Below are 23483 nucleotides of genomic sequence, written 5' to 3'. Positions count from 1 at the left end.
GTCCCCGCCGCACCCCCTCGTGCCACCGACCGCTCCCGCGTCATGCTCCCCGGCGTACGCGGGCCTCCGTGGACGGCCGTTCACCGGCCACCGGTCCTGTCACCGGTCCCGTCCCGCTGAACCGCCGTCCCGTCCTCGCCGAGGTGAGGGCGCCCGGCGCCCCCTCGGAGGAAACCCATGACTCGCGCCACCACGGTGCGAGCGGTTCTGGCTGCGGCCGTGCTGCTCGTCTCCGTGCTCATCACGCTGACCATGTCACCCAGACTCGGCCTCGATCTTCAGGGCGGCACCAGAATGGTGCTCCAGGCCAAGGACTCGGACACCGCGAAGGCGGACCGGGACAGCACCGACCGCACCCTGGAGGTGCTCCGCCAGCGCATCGACTCCCTCGGCGTCGCCGAACCCACGCTGACCCGCTCCGGCGAGGACCGGATCATCGTCGAACTCCCGGACGTCCAGGACCCGCGCAAGGCCGCCGAGGTCATCGGCAGAACCGCCCAGCTCAGCTTCCACGCGGTCCAGGGCCCCGCCGCCACCCCGAACGACGACGGAGCGGACACCAAGTCCGGATCCAAGCCCGGATCCAAGCCCGGATCCGAGCCCGGCACCGAACCCGATCCCGGCCGAAGCTCCGGCGCCGGGCCGACGCTCCCCGATGAACAGGGCCGCGCCCTCGACCTCGGCCCGGCCAGGCTCTCCGGCGCCGGCGTCAAGGACGCCACCGCCGCGTTCGACGCCCAGCAGGGCGCCGGCTGGACCGTCTCCCTCGACTTCCACAAGGCGGCGGGCCGGGACTGGACCCGGCTGACCGGGGAAGCCGCCTGCCACCCGGTCCAGGACGACCGGCGCCGCGTCGCCATCGTCCTCGACCAGCAGATCATCTCCTCGCCGCAGGTCTCGCCCTCCGTCGGCTGCAACGCCGGCCTGCCCTCCGGTTCCACCCAGATCACCGGATCCTTCAGCGCGGACGAGGCCCGCGAGCTGGCCCTGCTGATCAAGGGCGGCGCCCTGCCGCTCCCCGTCGAGATCGTCGAGCAGCGGACCGTCGGCCCGACGCTCGGCGCCGCCGCCATCGACGCCAGCGCCCGGGCCGCCCTCATCGGCGCCGCCGCCACCGCGCTCTTCATCACCGTCGTGTACCGGCTCTTCGGCGCACTGGCCGCCGTCGCGCTCGCCGCCTACGGACTGATCTCCTATGCGGCCCTGGTCGCCCTCGGCGTCACCCTCACCCTTCCGGGCCTCGCCGGATTCGTCCTGGCCATCGGGATGGCGGTCGACGCCAACGTGCTGGTCTTCGAACGGGCCCGGGAGGAGCACACCCAGCATCCCGGCAGGTCGCTGCGCTCCTCGCTGACCGCCGGGTTCCGCGGCGCCTGGAGCGCCGTCGCCGACTCCAACGTGACGACGCTGATCGCGGCCGGGCTGCTCTTCTTCCTCGGTTCGGGACCGGTGAAGGGCTTCGGGGTCACCCTCGCCATCGGCGTGCTGGCCTCCATGTTCTCCGCGCTCGTCATCGCCCGCGCACTCACCGAGATCGCCGCGGGCTCCCGGTTCGTCAGCGACTACCGGGGCATCAACGGCATCTCCGGCCCGGGCCGGGTACGCACCTGGCTGACTCGCCGGAACCCCCAGCTGATGCGGTCCCCGCGCCGCTGGCTGCTGATCTCCTCGGCACTGGTCGCCGTCGCCGTCCTCGGCATCCTCGTACGCGGCGTCAACCTGGGAGTCGAATTCACCGGCGGCCGGCTCGTCGAGTACTCGACCAGCCGCCCCGTCGACGTGGAACGGGCCCGGACCGCCCTGGCCGGTGCGGGCTTCGGCGACGCCGAGGTCACCACGGCGGGCGCGGGCGACCTCTCCGTACGGACCGGGAAGCTCGACAACGACGGCGAACATGCCCTGCGCGCCGCCCTCGCGGAGGAGGGCGGCAAGACCACCAAGGTCCGCGACGAACTCATCGGCCCCAGCCTCGGCGACGAACTGCGGCGCAACGCCCTGATCGCGCTCGGCATCGCCGTCCTCGTCCAGCTGGCCTATCTGGCCGTCAGGTTCCGCTGGACGTTCGCGGTGGCCTCGGTCGGGGCGCTCGTCCACGACGTCATCGTCCTGGTCGGCGCCTTCGCCTGGCTGGGACGCACCGTCGACGGCATCTTCCTGGCCGCGCTCCTCACCGTCATCGGATACTCCGTCAACGACTCGGTGGTGGTCTTCGACCGGGTGCGGGAACTGTGGGCGAAGGCCCGCCGTCAGCCCGTCGCCGAAGTCGCCAACCGGGCCGTCCTGCAGACCGTCCCGAGAACGCTCAACACCGGAATGGGAGCCCTCTTCATCCTCACCGCACTCGCCGTGCTGGGGGGTGACTCGCTCGCGGACTTCGCGCTGGCCCTGCTGATCGGCATCTGTGTCGGCACGTACTCCTCGGTGATGACCGCGGTCCCGGCCGCCCTCGTCCTGGAACGGAGCAGCAAGGCCCCGCCACCTGCCCGCAAGCGGGCGCCCGGCCGCCGCTCCGGCACGAGAACGGCGCGCCGCGACCCGCTCGACAACGGGGCACGCGTCTAGGGTCCTTCATTCGGATCAGAACAGATCGGTACGGATCAGGGCGGACGGGGCCGGATCAGGGCTGACCACGCCGGATCAGGCGCCGGGGGCCCGCGAGCCCGGCGTGATCCGGGCGAGAGGCCCCAGGGCGGGGGCCGGCCCTGATCCGCCGGACGGGCGCCGGCGACCGGTGCTCCTCCCGGCGTGGCGGGACGGGAGGGGCACCGTGGGTCGGTCATGGTGATCCGCGGGTCCGGGGCGCACAATTCCGAGCAGTCGCCCCCCGTGATCGGAGTGTGCCCGTGCCCATGCCCGTCCCGCTGCGTGAGGCCTGGTCCACCGTCGTTCCGGACCTGGCGGACCGTCATGGGCCGCTGCCGCCCCTGATGCTCGCCCTGACCGTCGTCACCGGGCTGGTCGACGCCGTCAGCTATCTGGAACTGGGCCGGGTGTTCGTGGCGAACATGACCGGCAACGTGGTCTTCTCCGGCTTCGCCGTCGCCGGAGCCCCGGGGTTCTCGCTCGCCGCGTCACTCGTCGCGCTCGCCGCGTTCGCGGTCGGGGCGCTGCTCGCTGGCCTGATCGTGCACCGCACCGCGGCCCACCGCGGCCGGATGCTGCTCTACGCGCTCCTCGTGGAGACCGCCTGCGTCCTGGCCGCGCTGATCGTCACCGCGGCCTCCGGCCACCCGTTCACCGGCGGGGTCCGCTTCGCCCTCATCGTGCTCCTCGGCCTGGGGCTCGGTGTGCAGAACGCCGTGTCCCGGGCGCTGGCGGTTCCCGATCTCACCACCACCGTGCTGACCCTGACCATCACCGGCATCCTCTCCGACAGCCGGTTCGCCGGCGGAGGCGGCAGCCGGGCCGGACGACGGGTGCTCTCGGCCGCCGCGATGATGCTGGGCGCGATCGTCGGCGCCATGGCCGTACTGCACGGGCATCCCAGGCTTCCGCTGCTGATCGCCGTGGCCGTGCTGGCCGGTGTGACCGTCGCGGCGGCGGCCCTGGCGCGCTCCCGGGCGCCGTGGGCCGCTCCGGTCGTCAGGAAGTGAGCGAACGCAGATGGTCGGCGGTGGCCCGGTCGGCGGGCAGGAACGTCTCGATCGCCAGCTCGGCCACCGTCACATCCATCGGGGTGTTGAACGTGGCGATGGAGCAGACGAAGGAGAGCACCGTTCCGTCGTGCTCGATCAGCAGCGGCAGCGCGAAAGGCAGCGACGGAGCGGGCCCGGCGCCGCAGGATCCGCTGCTCTCCGGTACGGGATAGGCCGCGACCTCCTCGTACACCGCACGCAGCTCCGCCGAACGGGCCAGGGCGATCTGACGCTCCATCTGGGCCAGCAGATCGGCCCGCCACTCCCGCAGGTTGCGGATGCGCGGGGCGAGGCCGTCCGGGTGCAGAGTGAGCCGCATGGCGTTCAGCGGCGGGGCGAGCAGGTGCTCGGCCACCTGGTCCGTCAGCAGCGCCATGCCCCGATTGGCCGCCACCACGTCGTACGTACCGTCGACGACGATCGCCGGATACGGGTCGTACGCCTGGAGCAGCCGTTCCACCCCCTCCCGCAGTGCGTCCAGCGCGGGGTCGTCGAGCGAGGTCTGCGCGAAGTGCGGGGCGTAACCTGCCACCACCAGAAGGGCGTTGCGCTCCCTGACCGGGACCTCCAGGTGCTCGGCCAGCCGCAGGATCATCTCCTCGCTGGGCCGGGAGCGGCCCGTCTCGATGAAGGAGATGTGCCGGGCCGAGGAATCGGCACGGAGCGCCAGTTCCAGCTGGCTGATCCGGCGCTGCTCCCGCCAGCTGCGCAGCAGCGGCCCTACCCCCGTGTCAATCGCGGCAGTCGTCATACCCAGACCGTAACGTCACCGGCACCGCCGACCGGCACCGTTCGCCGATGAGGGAGTCACCGTATGCCCGCCGCACCGCTGTCGCAGCAGGAGATCGAGGACCGTCTGGGCGATCTGCCCGGCTGGACGCTGGAGGGGAACCGGATCACCTGCACCTACCGGCTTCACAGCCACTTCGCCGCCCTGGGGCTGACCGCGCACGTCGCCGCGATCCAGGACGAGCTGAACCACCACTCCGACCTGACCCTCGGCTACAACACCGTCTCCCTCTCCGTGAACACGCACGACGCGGGCGACGTGGTCACCGAGAACGACCTGAGGCTGGCCGCGCGGGTGGCGGCGATCGCCGACGGACACGGGGTGCGGTAGCCGGGGCCGCACACGGTACGCGGCCGGTGACGCCCTGCCCGTCACATGTCACATCGCCGCCCCGAACCGTGGATGCGCGGCGAGCCAGCGCGTGTAGGTCTCGCTGCGCTCCGCCGCCTCCGCGTACGCGGCCCTGGCGTGCCCGCTCACCGCGCCCGCCGCCGCACCGGCCGCCGCCGACCGCGGATGCCAGCCCAGCAGATGGCGCCAGCTGAGCGGTGCACCGGTGATCGGCCGTGTCACCACCCCGGGTGTCGGCGGGAACGTGGCCCGGCACAGCCCGACGGCCCGGCCCACCTGTACGAGATGGACGACCGACGCCGTGTCCGTCTCGTACACCGAGACCGGGCTGAACCCGGCCCGTGCGCAGGCGCCGACGAAGCAGTCGGCGAAGCAGCCCTCGCCCGGCACGTCCGCCCAGCACTCGTCGGCCAGGGCGGAGAGGCTGAGCTCCTCCGCACCGGCCAGCGGATGGGAATCCGGCAGCATCACGAAGACCGGGTCGATGCCGATCACCTGCCAGGTCAACCGGTCGCTTGCGGGAGGCGGGCTCTGACCGCACGCGCCGATGAGCGCGAAGTCGAGTCTGCCGTCGACCAGTTGGGCGGCGATCTCACCGACCGACCAGGAGGTGTACGTGGTCACCGGAGCGGCCGGATGCGCGGTGACCAGCCGGTCCACCAGGCCGCCCAGCAGCGGCCCGTGCGTGCCGCCCAGCCGGAAGCGCTCCATGGTCCCCCAGGCATTGGCGAACCGCACCGCCTCCTCCTGGAGTTCGCTCACGGCGGGCAGCACCACCCGGGCCCGTTCCAGCACCAGCTCGCCTAGGAGCGTGGGCCGGGCTCCGGTGTGGTCCCGGTCGAACAGCGGGCCGCCGAGCGCCTTCTCGATCCTCCGCAACTGCGCGCTCAGGGCGGGCTGGGCAAGCCCGAGGGCCGCGGCCGCCTTGGTCAGGCTCCCGGTGTCGGCGATGGCACGTACGGTTCGCAGATGGCGCAACTCCAGCTCCATAAACGCAAGTTATGGGCCCGGAGGCCTACCGGCAATATGCCGGTGTCCAATCGGTTGCGGTGTGTCCGGAACGACGACGTGCCTTCGAACGCCCCGGACCCCGTCCGCGTCCGCTCACCCGTCGATGAGCTTGACCAACTCGACGCCGCTGTAGGCCGGTATCCCGTCCCGGGTGACGACGGCGCGGACCGTGACCCAGCCCGTGGCGCCGCCCGGGTCCGGGGCGAGCCACACACTGCCGTCGGCGTCGGTGACCAGATGTGCGATCGGCCGGCCCTCGACCTCCCACTCGATGTCCGCGCCGCTCAGGTCGACCGGTGCACCGTCCCAGGCGGCGATGGCCAGTGCCGCCCGGGTGATGCCGGCGGCGGGGAGCTCGGCCGGCGTGGCGGTGAGCCGCAGGTCGGCGGTGATCGTGTCGGTCCGGTAGCCCGCCAGATCCGCCGGGTACCACGCGAGCTCGGGAACGAACCGGCCGCCCGCCCAGCGCGCGAGGTGGCCGGGCCGGTGGTGCGCGTCGTCGATCAGCGCGTACGTGGGGGCTCCGTGCTCGGAGGCGACGAAGCCGTGCGGCGCGACGGTCACCGTGCCCAGGGTGCCGGGCAGCGGCAGCGCCCGGGGACGGATGTCGTGACTGGCGACGATCTCCACGCCCCCGTCGAACACCGTCCGCGACACCTTCAGGTCCTCGGTGAGGTACCGGAACCCGGTCATCCGCCGCCCGAAGTACCGGCCGGCGACCCGCCGCTGGACCAGCGAGAGGCCCTTGAGCATCTCGAATCCGCGCCCCGCCCTGAAGTCCCTCTCCATGTGCTGCGCCTGGTAGTGCAGATTGAGGCCGAAGGCCAGCGCCCAGCTCAGGTTCTCGGTGGTGTCGACGCCCCGGTCGAGGTTGTGCGGGTAGAACGCGACCTTGTCGTGCATGACGCCGGTGCCCAACGGCCACTGCTGCACCACGGTGCCGTTGCGGTTGGGGCCGTCGTACGTGTTGGCCCGGTCGCCCTGCATGGTGTTGAGGTAGAAGCCGAGGCTCGATGCCAGGGTCTGGAAGATCCGGTCCCCGCCGACCCCCTCGGTGCCGATCGGCAGGATCGCGGCCGACTGTGCGGTCTGCTCCACCAGCTCTTCGCCGTACGCGTACGGCGGTGCGCAGAAGTCGGCCGAGTAGTCGTACTCCCGGCGCGCGATCTCGTCCTGGAACATCATGTCCAGCCCGTAGGTGTCGCGGAACGTGCGGAGCTGGTCGAGGATCAGTGCCCGGGGTGCCTTGCGCCAGCCGCCGATGAGATATCCGAGGTTGTCGGTGTGGGTCTTGGTGACCAGCTTGCCGTGCCCGTCGCGTATCCCGATCCGCTCTACGCCGCCGAGCTCCGCCACTGCCCGGCTGTCCGGGTGCCACCACGTCGGGTTGGTGTACGCGCTGGCGTAGTGCCCGCCGTCGTGGATGGTGTCGATGAGCCGCTGGAACTCCGCGGGCCCGCCGAGGTAGTCGAAGGTGAGGAAGTCCGGGTAGTGGTGGTCGTGCTGCCCGTCGGAGTAGTAGCTGGCCAGCTCGACGCTGTACGGCCCACCGGGCACGGCACGCAGGTATTCGAGGGCCGCCTCGGGCCGGCCAGTCGCCCAGGTGCCGCCGGTCGGCTGCCACAGGTCCACCTTGAGGTGCACCGCGTCGGGCAGCCCCGCGCGCAGTCGAGGGCCGAGCTTGTCCGGCAGCCCGCGCCAGGAGTCCATCCCGTTGTCCGCCCGGTAGGCCGCGAACAGGTCGAACGCGGTGCCCCCGGCCACCAGCCGGGTCGCGGGCAGCCCCCCGGACCCGCCGGGTGCGATCCAGGCGTCCAGCCGGTGCATCAGCCCGGTGAGGGACTCCTCGCGGGCCCGGGCGCCCACGAAGCCGAACTGCGTCGGGCGGTAGGGCTTCGCGCTCGCGGGCTGTACGGAGTACACGCCGAGCGCGGAGTCGTCCTCCTCGAACAGGATCAGGTCGTGGGTGGCGGTGGGCATGCCGTAATTCGCGTAGAAGCCGCCGGCGAGCACCGACCGGGTGTGGGCGATCCCGCCCCACTTCGGCGCGATGCCGAGCATGGTGCCGTCGGCGGGGATCACCCGGTACGCCACCTCGGGGCAGGTGATCCTGAGGATGGGCCGGGACCAGAGGTTCCGGACGGCGGTGGGGCGCAGTTCGAGACGGCCCGCACGGAGCCGTACCGTCAGTTCGGCGGCGAAGAACCCGGGCACGGTGAGGCCGACCCTGGCCTCGTCGGCGGCGACCCGGGTGACGTCGACCGTGGCCTCGTCGGAGAAGACGCCGGTGCCGTTGTCGTAGTACACGGAGAGTGGCAGTACGCCGGGGGACTGGACCCGGCCGCCGGACGTCCAGTCGAGCAGCCGGCCGCGATCGTCGATGAGGACCCGGTCCGCGCCGCTGGTCAGTTCCAGCGCGCCGGCCCGGCTCCAGCCGGCCACCGGCCCGCCGTCTCCGACCACCTCCACGGAGTCCACGTCCAGCACGAGCGGATCGGCCGACTGCTTGTCGTCGGGGAAGAACACCAGCACCAGCCGGCGCAGCGGGTGGGTGAGCCGGCCGTCGCCCTTTCCGCTCCATGTCATCCGGGCCAGCCGCTGCGGCTCGAACGTGACCCGGGTCCGCCCGTCGAATCCGGCCGGGTCGACCCTGCTGGCGAGCGTCCCCCACTCCTCGCTGTCCCCGTCGAAGAGCTTCAGCCAGAGGTTGCCCTTCTTCGGCGTGACGCCGGTGAGCCACACCGACACCCGGGCGAGGCCGGGCACGTACGGGCTCGGGAAGGCCACCGAGAACTCGCTGTACGTCCCGGTCATGGTGACCCGCGCCTGTCCGGCGGTGCCGGTGGCCGCGAGGGTGGTGTTGTGCAGTGTGGTCGGCGGCAGATCGTGCGGTGTGCCGTCGATGACGAGGCGCACGGTCTCGGCGGCGGCGGTGGCGTCGTCACCGGGGGAGGGCGCGGCGACGGCGGGTGCCGCCGCGGACAGGGCGACGGCCGGCGCGGACACGGCGGCGGTTCCGGCAAGGAAGGTGCGGCGCTTCATGAGTACGCTCCGGCGTCGGTTCGATGGGGGCGGGCGAGTGCACCGTACGGGCTCGGCCATAACGCGTCAACGGTGTTGCCGCACAAGCTTGTTGGGCGATGAGTTGATGCGTTAAGAGTGGTGTGGGGGTGGCGCTCCCGGTGCCGGCCGCCTGCCTGCCTCACCCACCTGGGGAAACGCCTCGGGGGTGGGTGTGCCGCCCTGCCCCGGAGGTGTTCCTGATCCGGCAGTGCTTGATGCGTGAATGGCTCGCCGGATGAAGAGGCAAGACGCATTAAGTGCGCGGGTTGCCGAACCGGCAACAAAACTTGCCATGGGGTCGGTGCGCAGTGAGGCTGGCTCCATGAGTCAGCGAACCGACCACGGTCATCACCGGCAGACCTCCCACGGCCACCACCACGGCGCTCCCCAGGGGCATCACCACGACGACGGCGACCTCGACTGGGACGTCATGGGGCCGATGCTGGAGCAGGAGGCCGAAGTCAGCCGGCCGCAGTACGAGGAAGCCGCCCGCTGGATCGCCGGGCTCCCCACGGCACCGAAGGTGCGCAGGGTCCTCGACATCGGCAGCGGACCGGGGGTGATCTCCTGCCTGCTCGCCGAGGTGTTCCCCGAGGCGGAGGTCGTCGCCGTCGACGGCACCCCGGCCCTGCTGGAGCGCACCCGCGCCCGCGCCGAAAAGCTCGGCCTCGGCGACCGGGTCCGCACCCGGCACGCCGACATCCCCGACGGCCTCGAAGGGCTGGGGGAGGCGGACCTCATCTGGGCGGGCAACGCCCTGCACCACATGGGCGACCAGCGTGCCGTCCTCGCCGGGTTCGCCGCACTGCTGCGCCCCGGCGGAACGGTGGCCCTGGCCGAGGGCGGTCTGCAGCCGCGCCGTCTCCCGCGCGACATCGGCATGGGGCGGCCCGGTCTGGAGGCCAGGCTCGAAGCGATCAACGCGGAACGGTTCGAGAACATGCGGGCCGCGCTGCCCGGCGCCAAGCGGGAGACGGAGGACTGGAGCGCCCTGTTCACCGCGGTGGGGCTGGAGCCGCAGGGCACCAGCAGCTTCCTGCTCGACCTTCCGGCTCCGCTCCCCGACCAGGCCCGTGACCATGTCGTCGCCGAGCTCAGCCGCCGCCGTGAGATGTTCACCGACGACCTCTCGGCCGAGGACGTCGCCGTACTCGACCGGCTGCTCGACCCCGAGGACCCGGCCGGACTGCGCCGGCGTCCGGATCTCTTCCTGCTGTCGGTGCGCACCGTGCACCTGGGCCGCCGGGACTGAGCCCGCCCCGGCGGCCCATCGACGGATCGGAGTGGTACCTGGTGTCCGAACAGGACATCCCGTCCACTGGCACGGGGTGTGCGGCATGCCCAGGATGGGGCTTCGCGAGCGCGGTCATCAGTGGCCCGGCGCACGAGAGGCCGCACCGAGAGGGAGCCGAATGCAGCACACCCCAGCCACCCCGTCCGCCCGGCAGAGCGCGTCGACTTCCCCGCCGCGGCGGGGAATTGCCGACGGGCGTCCGGGAGAGAGCCCCGTTCCCGGCCCTCTTTCGGGTGTCGTGGTCGCCGACTTCGGACGGGTACTGGCCGCGCCGTACGCCACGATGCTCCTGGCGGACCTGGGCGCCGACGTCATCAAGGTGGAGCGGCCCGGCGCGGGTGACGACACCCGGGCCTGGGGGCCGCCGCACGCCCATGGGGAGTCGACGTACTTCCTGTCCGTGAACCGCAACAAGCGGTCCTTCGCCGTGGATCTCGGCACACCGGAAGGGCGCCGCGACGCCCATGAACTGGTGCGCCGGGCCGATGTGCTCTTCGAGAACTTCCGCCCCGGCACGATGGACCGGCACGGACTCTCCTACGCGCAGGCCGAGGCGCTCAACCCCGGCATCGTCTACTGCTCGGTGACCGGATTCGGATCCGGCGAGGGCGCCGCGCTGCCCGGCTACGACTTGCTGCTGCAAGCGGTCGGCGGGCTGATGAGTGTCACCGGGCCCGCACCGGGGCAGCCGGTCAAGACGGGTGTGGCGCTCGTCGACGTGCTCACCGGACTGCACGCGGCCGTGGGCGTCATGGCGGCGCTGCGCCACCGCGAAGCGACCGGTGAGGGCCAGCACGTCGAGGTCGATCTGCTGTCCTCGCTGCTGTCGAGCATGGTGAACCAGGCGGGTGGCTACACCCTGGCCGGTCGGGTGCCGGGCATCCTCGGCAACCGTCACCCCTCCATCGCCCCGTACGAGGTCTACCGGGCGGCGGACCGGCCGCTGGTCGTCGCCGTCGGCAACGACCGGCAGTTCCGCGCCCTGTGCCGGGGCCTGGGCGCCGAGGAACTGGCCGTCGACCCCCGGTTCGTTTCGAACACGGACCGGGTCGCGCACGTCGACGCGCTGGCCGAGGAGATCTCCACGCGGCTCGCCCCGCGCACCGCGGCCGAGTGGTTCGACCTGCTCACCCCGCTCGGGGTGCCCTGCGGCCCGGTCAACGACCTCGCGGGCGCCTTCGATCTCGCCGAGCGCCTGGGCCTGTCCCCGCGGGTCACGCCGGCCGACGCGGGCCCCGGCGACCCCATGCGCCTGGTGGCCAACCCCATCGGGCTGTCCCGTACCCCGCCGCGGTACGAGCGGCGGCCGCCGCGCCTCGGTGAGCACACCGAGGATCTCAGGCGCTGGCTGAACGGCTGACCGCTAGTCATGGCACCGTTCGCCGCCCGACCCGGGACCGTGTCGAGGGCGGACATGCTGCCAGCCGAGTGAGTGGGCGTCAGAAGCCCCCTGGGCGGCCTAATGCCAAGTCAATTCGCCAGTGAACAGAGGCAATTGACCCCCCGTGTGATGGTGTGTAAATAGCATTTAGTGTATTTCGGTTAGCTCGATCGGAGCTCTCGTGTCGGACTTTTATGTGTCTGATATGACACATATTCGGATTGTCTGTAATTTCATCCACAGGTCGACCGCACGGTCGGTCTCTCTCAGACAGGAGAAGCGAAATGATTACGCGTTCCACCATCGTTACGGCTGCCGTCGCGGCTGCCGCGGCCCTGGCGGCCACCGGCATCACCTACGCCTCGGCTGCCACCTCCGAGCCGGCCAGCGCGGCGGCCCCGGCCATCCAGCAGGCCGCTCCTGCTTCGGCTCTCGGTGGCGGCGACGTCGGCAAGGGCAATGAGGGCGGCAAGGGAGGCGGCAATGAGCGAGGTGGCCACGACGAGGGCGGCCGTGGCCACTACGAGGGTCGCGTCCACATCAACGAGCGGACGTACACGGATGACGCGGGCGGCTGTGTGACCGTGGTCAGCGGCCTCGGCTCCAGGACCCTCAACATCCGTAACGACAGCCGCCGGACCATCGAGGTCTTCCGCGGGGTCACCTGTGACAACGGCGCCCCCATCGCGACCGTCGGGCCGCACAGCACCAGCAACGGGGTGCGTCCGGGCCACGTCCGTGGTGGTGTGCACGTCGAGAACGGCGTGGTCGGCAGCTTCCGTGTCATCGAGCGCCACTTCGACGACGAGGGTGGCCGGAACTGGTGACCAGTCAGTCGGGTGACATAGAACCCCGGCCCGCCGTAATCGGGCCGGGGCTCCACTGAGGCTATCCGACCGGGGGCGAAACCCGGTCGGACAGCCGCACCTGAATGACGAATCACAGGTTCAACACCTGCCAGGCCATGCTAAGGCCGGGCGGTGAGCTATTGCCAGCCGACCGGAACGGCTGTGCCGCACGCGGCTACCGGGTTCGGTTCCGGTTCCATTCCGGCTCGGGGATTCGGCTTCCGGATTCGTTCTCGGTACGCGGCGCTCGGCGGGGCCCGGCGACCGGGCGGCGGAACGTGGCGTCGGCGCGGCAGACGCCGCCCATGTCCCGGCTGCCAGGAGGCCGGTGGGCCGTCTTGGCCCAGGCGGGTGACGGCCCGGGCGGGACGGCCCCGAAGGGGCGCCCCGAATGCCGGTCCGCAGCATCCGCACATCCGCACGCATTCCCCGTGCGGGCCTGTCCCCGGCCTATGCCCGGGTGGTGTCCGGCACCGGTTCCAGCCGCCACCACTGGCCGGGGGAGTCGGTGTCCTCCCACTGCTGGACACGGGCGCCGTCCGCCGTGCTGCCGTCGGCGACCTCAAGGACAAGTCCGCTGATGAAGCTGACCAGGGTCACCACTCCCGGCGTCTCCAGGTGCCGCTCTATCAGCCACTCCTGGGCGCCGAAGTTGTTGGCCCGCCACTGCTGGATCACGGCGCCGTTCTCGGTCGAGGCGTTGGCGACGTCCAGGCGCTTCCCGCTGTGGACATTGACCAGGTAGTGGAGCGCCGCACCCTCGTGCACGGGCGAGAGCTGCCAGTGCTGGGCGGCCGATCCGGTCTCCGGGCCCTGCTGCACCGGGGCGCCGCCGCCCTTGGCGGAGCCGTACACCTCCAGCAGCAGTCCGCTGGCCACATTGCGCAGCTGATAGCAGCCCGCGGCGACGACGGGTGCGGTGTCCCCGCTCATGGTCCGGTCCCTTCAGCCCCAGGGCTGTCCAGCGGCGGTCCGCCGCCCGGCTCGAACAGCCGGGCGGCGGACCGTCTCGTCGTGACTCAGGCGCCGACGTTGAAATCGGCCGGGTCCGGGCCGAGGCGCTTGCCCTCGTCCAGCGCGGCGAGCGCGGCCAGGTCGTCGGTGTCCAGCTCGAAGCCGAACACATCGAGGTTCTCCGCGATCCGGGACGGTGTCACGGACTTCGGGATCACCACATTGCCGAGCTGGAGGTGCCAGCGGAGCACCACCTGGGCGGCCGTGCGTTCGTGCTTGCGGGCGATCGCGACGACCGTCGGGACCTCCAGGAGGCCCTTGCCCTGGCCCAGCGGCGACCACGCCTCGGTCGCGATGGCGTGCTTGGCGTGGAAGGCGCGCGACTCGGCCTGCTGGAGCTGCGGGTGGAGCTCGATCTGGTTGACCGCCGGGACCACGGAGGTCTCCCCGAGCAGCCGCTCCAGGTGTTCGGGGAGGAAGTTCGACACACCGATGGCCTTCGCGCGGCCGTCGGCGTGGATCTTCTCGAACGCCCTGTACGTGTCGACGTACGCGCCCTTGGCCGGCACCGGCCAGTGGATCAGGTACAGGTCCACGTAGTCCAGGCCCAGCTTGTCGAGCGAGGCGTCGAAGGCGCGCAGCGTCGAGTCGTAGCCCTGCTCGCTGTTCCACAGCTTCGTGGTGACGAACAGCTCTTCGCGCGGGACGCCGGAGGCCGCGATCGCCCGGCCGGTGCCCTGCTCGTTCTCGTATATCGCGGCGGTGTCGATGCTCCGGTACCCGGACTCGACGGCCGTGGCGACCGCCTTCGCGGCCTCGTCGTCCGGCACCTGCCAGACGCCGAAACCGAGCTGCGGCATCTCGACGCCATTGTTGAGAGTGATGGAGGGGACCTGGCTCACGAGCGGTCGATCCTTACGTCGTCGGTTGGTACTCCCATGGTGAACGATCACCGGCCGCCGGACATTCCCCTGCCGCCCGATGTTCCGGGAGCTCGCGCCGTCGCCCCCGGACGTGCCGTCATTGCTCCGGCCTCTTCCGTCCGGGCCATTGACCGAGACACGTCAGCACGCAACGCTTGAGCACGTCACTGAACAACGGACACCCTTGTGAACGCGCACGGGCAGGAACTGCGCAGCAACGGCACGGCGGCGGCGCGAAAACGGTGCGAGGACTCCCGTGGCGCGGCGCGACGACTCCCGATATCCCGAACGAACGACTCCGAGCGAGGTCGAAGTGACGAACCCTTCCAGGCGAGCACTGCTCGGTGCGGCCGTCGGCGGCGCCGTCGCCGCAACCGCCGGGCTCCCCGCCACCGCCCACGCGGCGAGCTGGAAACTGCGCTGGTCGCCCTCGGCGAGCGGCGACGGGCTCGGCGCCTTCGAGACCGTCGAGGACGACCGGGCCGGCTCCCATCCGGCGGGCCGGCCGCACATCTTCGTGGAGAGCGACAACTTCCGGTTCAACATGCACACCGTCGACCGGGACACCGCGACGGACCGTCAGCGCCAGGAGGTGACCGGGCTGCGCACCGGCAGCGGCTCGTACCTCAAGTGGCTGCCCGGGGAGACCTGGCGGGTCACGTACCGCATGTACATCCCCGACTCGCTGAGGGCGACCACCAGCTTCACCCACATCATGCAGATGAAGCAGCCGGGCAACGGCACCTCGCCGATCGTCGTCCAGTCCCTGCGCCGGGTGAGCGGTGTGCAGACCATCGAACTCAAGCTGCCCGTCGCCGACATCCTCGTCGGCCGCACCGACCTCGAACCGCTGCAGAACAAGTGGATCGACGTCGACTTCCGGATCACGATCGGTGACGGGACGTCCGGCTCGGTCCGCTGGATCCTGAAGGACGGGACGAGCACCGTCGTCGACAGGTCGAAGTCCGGTGTCGACACGCTCCTCGCCGACCGGGTCCGGCCCAAGTGGGGCATCTACCGGTCGCTCGGCGACACTTCGGGGTCGCTGCGGGACACCCATCTCCTGCTCACCGGCATGCGTGGCCACCAACTGGTCTGACCGGCCCGAACCGTCCGGCAGGAGGTGACACGAACCGGCGCGCCCGGGGCGGCGGGGTGAGTCCCCGCCGCCCCGCAGGGCTGCCCGCACGCCGGCCAACCCGACTGCCCCGTACGAGATTTGGGCCCACGCGGGGCATTGACAGAAGGCTCCGCAGGGAATCCTATGCAGTGTCGGTTAGGAACCTTTCCTAACACCGCAACCGGAAGGGATCATCCGTGCACCCTGCCGCACCCCCACGCCGCTCGGTGGCCGTCGTCGCGGGCCTCAGCTGTCTGTTCCTGCCCCTGCTGGGCCACCTCCCGAAGGCCTCCGCCACCGAGAACGCGTCCGGGGCCCGCACCGACTCCACCGCCACCACGGCGGACGGCCGCCCCGGCCCCCCGGCCTCCGTCATCAGGGCCGCGGGCCCCGGCGCCATGGCCGCGGCACCGTACGAGTACCTCGGCTGGGGAAGCCCGCAGAAGCCGACCGACGTGATGGCGGCGACCGGCGTGAAGTGGTTCACGCTCGCGTTCGTCCTCTCGGACGGCACCTGCAACCCGAAGTGGGACGGGGACCGGCCGCTGACCGGCGGATCGGACCAGAAGGCCATCGACTCCATCCGGGCGGCCGGAGGCGACGTCGTCGTCTCGGTGGGCGGCTGGAGCGGCGACAAGCTCGGCGAGAAGTGCACCAGTGCCACCGCGCTGGCCGGGGCGTACCAGAAGGTGATCGACGCCTACCGACTCAAGGCGCTGGACATCGACATCGAGGACACCGAGTTCTCCAGGGCCACCGTGCGGCAACGGGTGGTCGACGCCCTGAAGATCGTCAAGAACGCCAATCCGGGCATCGTGACGTACGTGACCATGGGGACCACCCCGACCGGCCCCGACGCCACCGGCAAGGACCTCGTCAAGCGGGGCGCCGCCGCGGGTCTCGACAACGACGGCTGGGTCGTCATGCCCTTCGACTTCGGCGGGCACAGCGGCACGATGGGCGCCGCCACGGTCGGCGCCCTCGACGGACTGAAGACCGCCGTGAAGAGCGCCTACGGCTACGACGACGACGCCGCCCACCGGCACATCGGGGTCTCCTCGATGAACGGGAGGACGGACGAGCCGGGCGAGACCGTCACCACCACCGACTTCCGGACGATCCTCGGCTACGCGCAGCAGCACCACATCGCGCGCTTCGCCTTCTGGTCCGTCAACCGGGACCGCGCCTGCGGCTCCGGCAGCGACGGGGACGCCTGCAGCGGGGTGTCCCAGTCCCCGTACGACTTCACCAAGATCGTAGTCCAGTACAAGGGCTGAGGAGATCCCATGCGTACCACCCGGAGCAGACTGCCCCTCGGCGGAGCGGCACTCGCCGCCACCGCGCTGCTGCTGCCCCTGCTCGGCGCGCCGTCGGCCGCCGCGGCGGCGGAAACCCGCTACGAGGCGGAGAACGCCGCACTCGCCCAGGCGGCCGTGGCGACGAACCACACCGGCTACTCGGGTACCGGCTTCGTCGACTACACCAACGTGGCCGGGTCCTTTGTGGAGTTCACGGTGGACACCGCGGCCGGCAGCGACTCGCTGGCCGTCCGCTACGCCAACGGCACCACCACCGACCGGCCGCTGGACATCAGTGTGAACGGAACGGTCGTCGCCTCCGGCGTCTCCTTCCCCGGGACCGGATCCTGGGACACCTGGAAGACGAAGACCATCGGCGCGAAGCTCGCCGCTGGGACCAACACCGTCCGGGCCACCGCCACCACGGCGAACGGCGGCCCCAACCTCGACCGCCTCGACACCGCGGCCCCGGCGGCCGATGGCCCCGCGGTGCCCTTCGGTAGCCATCGACTTCCCTACGCCACCGGGATGCTGAAGCCCTCGGGAACCCAGTCGGCAGTCGACCAGGCCGTGATCAAGACGTACAACGCCTGGAAGTCCGCGTTCGTCAGGAAGAACTGCGGCAATGGCTGGTACGAGGTGATCTCGCCGGACGCCGACCACCCCTACGTCGCCGAGGCCCAGGGCTACGGGATGGTCGTCACCGCGACCATGGCGGGGGCCGACCCCGACGCGAAGACCGTCTTCGACGGCATGGTCAAGTACATGCTCGCGCATCCCTCGGTGAACAACTCCAACCTGCTCGCCGCCGAACAGGACGCCTCCTGCAAGAGCGTCGACGGCTCCGACTCGGCGACCGACGGGGACCTCGACGTCGCCTTCGGGCTGCTCCTCGCCGACAAGCAGTGGGGCTCCACCGGCACGTACGACTACAAGGACCTCGCGGTCAAGCACATCAACGCCATCAAGAAGAGCGAGGTCAACCCGACCACGCACCTGATGCTGTTCGGCGACTGGTCGGACTCCGGCGAATCCCACTACTGGATGACCCGCTCCTCGGACTGGATGATCGACCACTTCCGCGCCTTCAGGGCCGCCACCGGTGACAGCACCTGGGACACCGTGCGCACCGCGCACCAGAACCTGATCACCTCCCAGCAGTCCAAGTACGCCTCCGCGACAGGTCTGCTGGCGGACTTCGTCGTCAACACCAACGGCACCGCCAAGCCCGCCCCGGGCGAAGTGCTGGAGAGCCCCAACGACGGCGACTACTCCTGGAACGCCTGCCGCGACCCGTGGCGCATCGGCGCCGACGCCGTCACCAGCGGGGACAGCGCCTCGCTCGCCTCGGCCCGCAAGCTCAACACCTGGATCAAGAGCAGGACCGGCGGGGACCCGGACAAGATCGCCAGCGGCTACCACCTGAACGGCTCGGTGTTCGACAGCGGCAACGACATGGCGTTCACCGCCCCGTTCGTCGTGACCGCGCTGACCGACCCGGGCTCCCAGGCGTGGCTCGACGCGCTCTGGAACAAGCTCGCCACCACGTCGATCGACCCGGATCTCTACTACGGCGGGAGCGTCCAGCTCCAGTCGATGATCGTCGCATCCGGCAACTACTGGGTTCCCTGACGGAGGTTCAGATGCAGGCCAGAACACTCACCACGGTACGAGGAAGGGTGGCGGCCCTCACGGCCGTGCTGCTCTGTACCGCACTGGTGCAGGCGGTCCCGCAGCCGGCCTCCGCAGCCGCCACCCGGTACGAGGCGGAGTCCGCGACGATAGTGGAGGGCGCCGCCGAGTCCAACCACTCCGGCTACTCGGGCACCGGATTCGTCAACGGTGACAACGTCGTTGGCAGCTACGTGGAGTTCACCGTCGATGCGGCTGCCGCCGGCACCGGGAAGATCGCCATCCGGTACTCCAACGGCACGGCCGACGCCCGGCCCGCCGACGTCGCCGTGGGCGGCACGGTCGTCTCGGCCGCCCGCGCCTTCAACGCCACCACCGACTGGAACACCTGGGCCACCTCCACCCTGACCACCCCGGTCAAGGCGGGCAGCAACAAGATCCGGCTCACGTCCACGACGGCCAACGGGCTGCCCAACCTCGACTACCTCGACGTCACCGTCACCGCCCCGTCGGACACCCAGGCACCCACCGCACCCACGGCGCCCGGCTGCTCGGACATCACCGAGAACAGCCTCACACTCAGCTGGGGCGCCGCCACCGACGACGTGGGCGTCGTCGCGTACGACATCTACGAACACGGCAACAAGTTCGGCGAGGCACCGGGCACCGTCACCACGAAGAACCTGACCGGGCTCACCCCCGGTACCACGTACAACCTCACCCTGTTCGCGCGTGACGCGGCCGGCAACGTGTCATCGGTCAGCCCCATCGTGGACTGCACCACCCTGCGCAGCTCCGACACCACCGCACCCACGGCACCCGGCACCCTGTCCACCTCGGGCCTCACCGCGAACAGCGTCGCCCTGAGCTGGGGGGCGTCGACGGACGACAAGGCCGTGACCGCCTACGAGGTGCGCAGCGGCAGCACCGTCTACAAGACCGTGACCGGCACCCCGCCCGCCACCACGACCACACTCACCGGGCTCGCCTGCGCCAGCCCGTACACCCTGGACGTCGTCGCCGAGGACGCGGCGGGCAACGCCTCGCCGCCCAGCAACGCGGTCACCTTCACCACCCCGGACTGCGCCACCGACGGCGGAGTGCCCTCCGGCATCGCCACCGTCTCCAGCGGCTGGTCCATCCCCTGGGGCACCTACTGGATGCCCGACGGCAAGACCGCGCTGGTGACCGAACGGGACAGCTTCAAGGTCCTCAGGGCCACCCCCGACGGCACCCGCACCCAGGTCGGCACGGTACCCGACGCCGTCACGACCGACGGCGAGGGCGGCCTGCTCGGCGTCGCCGTCGACCCGAAGTGGTCCAGCAACCACTACGTGTACTTCATGCACACCGCGTCCGAGGGCAACCGGATCGCCCGGATGACCTACGACGGCAGCTCGCTCAGCGGGTACAAGGTCCTGCTCCAGGGAATCAAGAAGAGCCGCTACCACAACGGCGGGCGGCTCGCCTTCGGCCCCGACGGCCATCTGTACGCGTCGACCGGCGAGGCGCAGTCCCCCGACCTGGCCCAGGACAAGAACTCGCTGAACGGCAAGATCCTGCGGATGACGACGGACGGCAAGGCCGCCCCCGGCAACCCGTTCGGCAACTACGTCTACAGCTACGGACACCGCAACCCGCAGGGGCTCGCCTTCGACCGCAACGGCCGTCTGTGGGAGGCGGAGTTCGGTGACAGCAAGAAGGACGAGCTCAACCTCATCAAGCCGGGCAAGAACTACGGCTGGCCCGTCTGCGAGGGCAGCTGCACCACCACCGGCATGACCAACCCGAAGAAGACCTGGAACATCTCCGAGGCCTCGCCCAGCGGGATCGCCATCGTCCGCAATGTCATCTACATGGCCGCCCTGAAGGGCGAACGGCTGTGGCGGGTGCCGATCACCGGTGACACCGAGAACCTGGGCACACCGAGCGCGTACTACGTCGGTGCGTACGGCAGGCTGCGCACCGTCACCAAGGTGCCCGGCCAGGACCAGCTCTGGCTCTCCACCACCAACTGCGACAACAAGGGCAACGAACCCGACGGCTCGGACAAGCTGTTCCGGGTCTCGATCGGCTAGCGGCAGGCGCCGTACGCGCTGTACCGCCGGGGCCTGTCGGGGCTCAGCGGTACAGCGCGTCGACCTCCGCCGCGTACGCCGTCTCGATCGCCCTGCGCTTCAGCTTCAGCGACGGGGTGAGCAGACCGTGCTCCTCGCTGAAGGGATGCGCCAGGATCCGGAACGTACGGATCGACTCGGCCTGCGAGACCGCCGTGTTGGCGGCCACCACGGCCCGCCGGACCTCCATCTCCAGGTCCGGATCGCGCACCAGCTCCTCCGGCTTCAGCGGCGCCCGCCCCTGCATCGCGAGCCAGTGGTCCACCGACTCCTGGTCGACCGTGACCAGAGCCGCGATGTACGGCCGGTCGTTGCCGACCACGAGACACTGCGCGACCAGCGGATGCGCCCGCACCCGCTCCTCCAGACCGGTCGGCGACACGCTCTTGCCGCCCGACGTCACCAGGATCTCCTTCTTCCGCCCGGTGATCGTCAGATAGCCGTCCTCGTCGAGCGAACCGAGATCCCCGGTGGCCAGCCACCCCTCGCGCAGCACCGCGTCGGTGGCCTTCGGATCGCCGAGATAGCCCCCGAACACATTGCCGCCGTGCACCCACACCTCGCCGTCCTCGGCGATGTGCACGGTCGTCCCCGGGATCGGCAGCCCGACCGTGCCGTACCTGGTGCGCTCCGGCGGGTTGGCCGTGGCCGCCGCGGTCGACTCGGTCAGCCCGTAGCCCTCGTACACCGTGACACCGGCGCCCCCGAAGAACAGTCCGAGCTGCCGCTCCATCCCCGAACCGCCGGACATGGCGTGCCGGATCCGGCCGCCCATCGCGTCGCGCACCTTCTTGTACACGACCTTGTCGAAGAACTGGTGCTGCATCCGCAGCCCGGCGGACGGCCCCGGACCGGTCCCGAACGCCCGCGCCTCCAGCGCCTCCGCGTACTTCACCGCGATGTCCACGGCCTTGTCGAACGGCCCGATGCGGCCCTCCGCCTCGGCCCTGCGGCGGGCGGCGTCGAAGACCTTCTCGAAGATGTACGGAACCGCCAGGATGAACGTCGGCCGGAACGACACCAGGTCCGGCATCAGCGCCCTGGCCGACAGCTCCGGCTGGTGGCCGAGCTTCACCCGGCCCCGGATCGCCGCGATCTCGACCATCCGGCCGAAGACATGGGCCAGCGGAAGGAAGAGCAGGGTCGCCGCCTCGTCACCCGGCTTGGAGCGGAAGACCGACCGCCAGCGGGCGACCATGGTGTCCGTCTCGAACATGAAATTGGCGTGCGTGAGCACACAGCCCTTGGGCCGGCCCGTCGTCCCCGAGGTGTAGATGACCGTCGCCACCGACTCGGGCGTCACCGCGCGGCGGTGCCGGTGCACCACCTCGTCCTCGACATCGCCACCCGCGTCGACCAGCTCGGACACCGCGCCGGCGTCCAGCTGCCAGAGCCGCTTGACACCGGGCAGCCGGTCGATCACCGAGGCGATCGTCATGGCGTGGTCCTCGTGCTCGACCATCACTGCCGACACCTCGGCGTCGTGCAGCATCCACAGCACCTGCTCGGCCGAGGACGTCGGATAGACCGGTACGGACTGGGCGCCCACCGCCCACAGCGCGAGGTCGAAGAGCGTCCACTCGTAGCGCGTGCGCGACATCAGGGCCACCCGGTCGCCGAATCTGACCCCGTGCGCGATCAGCCCCTTGGCCAGCGCCAGCACCTCGTCGCGGAACTCCGCAGCAGTGACATCCCGCCATTGTCCGCTCGCGTCTTTCCGACCGAGCGCGACCCGGTCCGGGTCCTCCTCGGCATGGTCGAACACCACATCGGCCAGGCCGCCCACGAGGGGCGCGGCCGCCATGGGTGGGACGGTGAACTCGCGCAATGACCTGCTCCTTGAGGCGCTCCGCACAGCGCCGTGACGCTACCCCACCGGGCGGCGCGGCGGGAGGGCCCCGGGTCGGTGGGCAACCGGGCATATGCACAGGTCAGTCACCGAAATCCGGCCAGATGGGCAAGGCTCGGGCGTGGCCTGGACCGTAGAGTGAGCGGTCGGCGCCGGAATCTCCACCGAATCTGTACGCCGCTGCCACCCCCGTTCCGGACGCATGCGCGGTGTTCTGCCCCCGTCCGTCCTGGATCGGGTGGGTCGGTTCCCCGGCCTCCGCCGTTCAATCCTTCCCGTGCGCGCGGGCGGTCATGCGCCGTCCCGGCCGTTGACCGGACCCATCGGGCCGACGCCCCGGATCAGCCGGTCGCCGCCCGCCAGGATCGCCGCCGCCAGGGCGTCCGCCGCCTCGTGCGCACCGTCGGCACGACGGCCGTGCGACAGTACGAAGTCCACCCCGCCCAGCTCCGGCAGCCCCGCCCTGGACGGCACCGGCGCCAGGCCCGGGGGGATCAGCCCCCGGCTGTGGGCCATCACGCCCAGCCCCGCGTGGGCGGCCGCGACCAGCCCGCTCAGGCTGGTGCTCGTACAGGCGATCCGCCAGGACCGGCCGTGCTCCTCCAGGACCTCCAGGGCGCGGGCCCGGGTGATGCCCGGTGGCGGGAAGAGGACCAGCGGAACCGGGCCGTCCGGGTCGATCCGCAGCTGCGGGGCGCCGATCCAGGTCAGCGCGTCCTGCCAGACCAGCTCGCCGTGCGTGTCGCCGGCGCGCCGTTTGGCGAGAACCAGATCGAGCCGCCCGGCCGCGAGCCGCTGATGGAGTGTCCCGGAGAGCTCCACCGTCAGCTCCAGCTCGACCTCCGGGTGGTCGTGGCGGAACGACTCCAGGATCTCCGGCAGCCGGGTCTGCACGAAGTCCTCGGAGGCCCCGAACCGCAGCCGCCCGCGCAGCCGGGTGCCGGTGAAGAAGGCCGCGGCCCGCTCATGGGCCGCGAGTATCGTCCGGGCGAAGCCGAGCATCGCCTCGCCGTCCACGGTGAGATCGACCCGGTGGGTGTCCCGGGTGAACAACTGCCGCCCCGTCGCGTCCTCCAGGCGCCGCACGTGCTGGCTCACCGTGGACTGCCGTACCCCCAGCCGGCGGGCGGCCCGGGTGAAGCTCAGCGTCTGGGCGACGGCGAGGAAGGTACGGAGCTGCGCGGGTTCGTACATGAGCCCCAGGCTATCGCGCAACG

General features: G+C 71.0%; 17 protein-coding genes. 10 read left to right on the top strand and 7 right to left on the bottom strand.

Annotated features, from left to right (window positions below):
• The first annotated feature begins 177 nt into the window (after nucleotides 1-177).
• Together secD and AADR41_RS24045 are read left to right on the top strand one after the other, a co-directional pair.
• The gene (gene secD / locus AADR41_RS24050; RefSeq protein WP_342283463.1) at nucleotides 178-2562 is read left to right on the top strand and encodes a protein translocase subunit SecD; all 2385 of its coding nucleotides are present in this window, start codon (nucleotides 178-180) and stop codon (nucleotides 2560-2562) included.
• Between the two features lie 287 nt (nucleotides 2563-2849).
• A complete protein-coding gene (locus tag AADR41_RS24045) occupies nucleotides 2850-3593 on the top strand; it encodes a YoaK family protein (protein ID WP_342283465.1) in 744 nt (247 codons plus the stop codon).
• Here AADR41_RS24045 and AADR41_RS24040 read toward each other — a convergent pair.
• Nucleotides 3583-4386 (bottom strand): helix-turn-helix domain-containing protein, encoded by an 804-nt coding sequence (locus AADR41_RS24040; protein WP_342283462.1) that lies wholly within the window; start codon nucleotides 4384-4386, stop codon nucleotides 3583-3585. The genes AADR41_RS24045 and AADR41_RS24040 overlap by 11 nt on opposite strands.
• A 63-nt stretch (nucleotides 4387-4449) precedes the next feature.
• On the opposite strand from AADR41_RS24040, the gene AADR41_RS24035 reads away from it, so the two are divergent.
• Nucleotides 4450-4755, top strand: a complete 306-nt coding sequence (locus AADR41_RS24035; RefSeq protein WP_342283461.1) for a 4a-hydroxytetrahydrobiopterin dehydratase — start codon at nucleotides 4450-4452, stop codon at nucleotides 4753-4755.
• Between the two features lie 48 nt (nucleotides 4756-4803).
• Here AADR41_RS24035 and AADR41_RS24030 read toward each other — a convergent pair whose 3' ends face one another.
• Both AADR41_RS24030 and AADR41_RS24025 read right to left on the bottom strand, forming a co-directional pair.
• Nucleotides 4804-5766 (bottom strand): LysR family transcriptional regulator, encoded by a 963-nt coding sequence (locus tag AADR41_RS24030; protein WP_342283460.1) that lies wholly within the window; start codon nucleotides 5764-5766, stop codon nucleotides 4804-4806.
• A gap of 114 nt (nucleotides 5767-5880) precedes the next feature.
• Nucleotides 5881-8829: a hypothetical protein gene (locus AADR41_RS24025; protein WP_342283459.1), complete on the bottom strand. Its 2949-nt coding sequence runs from the start codon at nucleotides 8827-8829 to the stop codon at nucleotides 5881-5883.
• Between the two features lie 343 nt (nucleotides 8830-9172).
• On the opposite strand from AADR41_RS24025, the gene AADR41_RS24020 reads away from it, so the two are divergent.
• The 3 genes from AADR41_RS24020 to AADR41_RS24010 all read left to right on the top strand — a co-directional run bounded on the left by AADR41_RS24020 (nucleotide 9173) and on the right by AADR41_RS24010 (nucleotide 12352).
• Nucleotides 9173-10102, top strand: coding sequence for a class I SAM-dependent methyltransferase (locus tag AADR41_RS24020; protein WP_342283458.1), 930 nt, complete (start codon nucleotides 9173-9175; stop codon nucleotides 10100-10102).
• A 160-nt stretch (nucleotides 10103-10262) separates the two neighbouring features.
• Nucleotides 10263-11504: a CaiB/BaiF CoA transferase family protein gene (locus AADR41_RS24015; RefSeq protein ID WP_342283457.1), complete on the top strand. Its 1242-nt coding sequence runs from the start codon at nucleotides 10263-10265 to the stop codon at nucleotides 11502-11504.
• A 305-nt stretch (nucleotides 11505-11809) separates the two neighbouring features.
• Nucleotides 11810-12352: a hypothetical protein gene (locus AADR41_RS24010; RefSeq protein WP_342283456.1), complete on the top strand. Its 543-nt coding sequence runs from the start codon at nucleotides 11810-11812 to the stop codon at nucleotides 12350-12352.
• Between the two features lie 471 nt (nucleotides 12353-12823).
• Here AADR41_RS24010 and AADR41_RS24005 read toward each other — a convergent pair whose 3' ends face one another.
• Nucleotides 12824-13306: an RICIN domain-containing protein gene (locus tag AADR41_RS24005; RefSeq protein WP_342283455.1), complete on the bottom strand. Its 483-nt coding sequence runs from the start codon at nucleotides 13304-13306 to the stop codon at nucleotides 12824-12826.
• Nucleotides 13307-13392: 86 nt separating this feature from the next.
• A complete protein-coding gene (locus AADR41_RS24000; RefSeq protein WP_342283454.1) occupies nucleotides 13393-14229 on the bottom strand; it encodes an aldo/keto reductase in 837 nt (278 codons plus the stop codon).
• A 334-nt stretch (nucleotides 14230-14563) separates the two neighbouring features.
• Here AADR41_RS24000 and AADR41_RS23995 point away from each other — a divergent pair, with 334 nt between their 5' ends.
• From AADR41_RS23995 to AADR41_RS23980, 4 genes are all read left to right on the top strand, one after another.
• Nucleotides 14564-15349 carry a Tat pathway signal sequence domain protein gene (locus AADR41_RS23995; RefSeq protein WP_342283453.1) on the top strand — a complete coding sequence of 262 codons (786 nt, stop codon included), beginning with the start codon at nucleotides 14564-14566 and terminating at the stop codon, nucleotides 15347-15349.
• A 218-nt stretch (nucleotides 15350-15567) separates the two neighbouring features.
• Nucleotides 15568-16647, top strand: a complete 1080-nt coding sequence (locus AADR41_RS23990; RefSeq protein ID WP_342283452.1) for a chitinase — start codon at nucleotides 15568-15570, stop codon at nucleotides 16645-16647.
• 9 nt (nucleotides 16648-16656) lie between these two features.
• Nucleotides 16657-18300: a glycosyl hydrolase family 8 gene (locus tag AADR41_RS23985; protein ID WP_342283451.1), complete on the top strand. Its 1644-nt coding sequence runs from the start codon at nucleotides 16657-16659 to the stop codon at nucleotides 18298-18300.
• A gap of 11 nt (nucleotides 18301-18311) precedes the next feature.
• Complete coding sequence (locus AADR41_RS23980) at nucleotides 18312-20378, top strand: PQQ-dependent sugar dehydrogenase (protein ID WP_342283450.1); 2067 nt, start codon at nucleotides 18312-18314, stop codon at nucleotides 20376-20378.
• A gap of 43 nt (nucleotides 20379-20421) precedes the next feature.
• On the opposite strand, the gene AADR41_RS23975 is transcribed toward AADR41_RS23980, so the two are convergent.
• The gene (locus tag AADR41_RS23975; RefSeq protein ID WP_342283449.1) at nucleotides 20422-22221 is read right to left on the bottom strand and encodes an AMP-dependent synthetase/ligase; all 1800 of its coding nucleotides are present in this window, start codon (nucleotides 22219-22221) and stop codon (nucleotides 20422-20424) included.
• A 336-nt stretch (nucleotides 22222-22557) separates the two neighbouring features.
• On the bottom strand, nucleotides 22558-23460 hold the full coding sequence (locus AADR41_RS23970; RefSeq protein ID WP_446751105.1) for a LysR family transcriptional regulator: 903 nt from the start codon (nucleotides 23458-23460) through the stop codon (nucleotides 22558-22560).
• Between the last annotated feature and the right edge of the window lie 23 nt (nucleotides 23461-23483).

Origin of the sequence: Streptomyces sp. CLV115, assembly GCF_038448545.1 — a bacterium.
Classification (GTDB): Bacteria; Actinomycetota; Actinomycetes; order Streptomycetales; family Streptomycetaceae; genus Streptomyces; species Streptomyces sanglieri.
Note: the sequence above shows the minus strand (reverse complement) of the source record. Positions and strands in the feature narration are given on the sequence as shown.

Excerpts from the sequence above, each read along its gene's own strand:
- secD (WP_342283463.1), top strand. The coding sequence starts at position 178 with ATGACTCGCGCCACCACGGTGCGAGCGGTTCTGGCTGCGGCCGTGCTG.
- AADR41_RS24045 (WP_342283465.1), top strand. The coding sequence starts at position 2,850 with ATGCCCGTCCCGCTGCGTGAGGCCTGGTCCACCGTCGTTCCGGACCTG.
- AADR41_RS24040 (WP_342283462.1), bottom strand. The coding sequence starts at position 4,386 with ATGACGACTGCCGCGATTGACACGGGGGTAGGGCCGCTGCTGCGCAGC.
- AADR41_RS24035 (WP_342283461.1), top strand. The coding sequence starts at position 4,450 with ATGCCCGCCGCACCGCTGTCGCAGCAGGAGATCGAGGACCGTCTGGGC.
- AADR41_RS24030 (WP_342283460.1), bottom strand. The coding sequence starts at position 5,766 with ATGGAGCTGGAGTTGCGCCATCTGCGAACCGTACGTGCCATCGCCGAC.
- AADR41_RS24025 (WP_342283459.1), bottom strand. The coding sequence starts at position 8,829 with ATGAAGCGCCGCACCTTCCTTGCCGGAACCGCCGCCGTGTCCGCGCCG.
- AADR41_RS24020 (WP_342283458.1), top strand. The coding sequence starts at position 9,173 with ATGAGTCAGCGAACCGACCACGGTCATCACCGGCAGACCTCCCACGGC.
- AADR41_RS24015 (WP_342283457.1), top strand. The coding sequence starts at position 10,263 with ATGCAGCACACCCCAGCCACCCCGTCCGCCCGGCAGAGCGCGTCGACT.
- AADR41_RS24010 (WP_342283456.1), top strand. The coding sequence starts at position 11,810 with ATGATTACGCGTTCCACCATCGTTACGGCTGCCGTCGCGGCTGCCGCG.
- AADR41_RS24005 (WP_342283455.1), bottom strand. The coding sequence starts at position 13,306 with ATGAGCGGGGACACCGCACCCGTCGTCGCCGCGGGCTGCTATCAGCTG.
- AADR41_RS23985 (WP_342283451.1), top strand. The coding sequence starts at position 16,657 with ATGCGTACCACCCGGAGCAGACTGCCCCTCGGCGGAGCGGCACTCGCC.
- AADR41_RS23980 (WP_342283450.1), top strand. The coding sequence starts at position 18,312 with ATGCAGGCCAGAACACTCACCACGGTACGAGGAAGGGTGGCGGCCCTC.
- AADR41_RS23975 (WP_342283449.1), bottom strand. The coding sequence starts at position 22,221 with ATGGCGGCCGCGCCCCTCGTGGGCGGCCTGGCCGATGTGGTGTTCGAC.
- AADR41_RS23970 (WP_446751105.1), bottom strand. The coding sequence starts at position 23,460 with ATGTACGAACCCGCGCAGCTCCGTACCTTCCTCGCCGTCGCCCAGACG.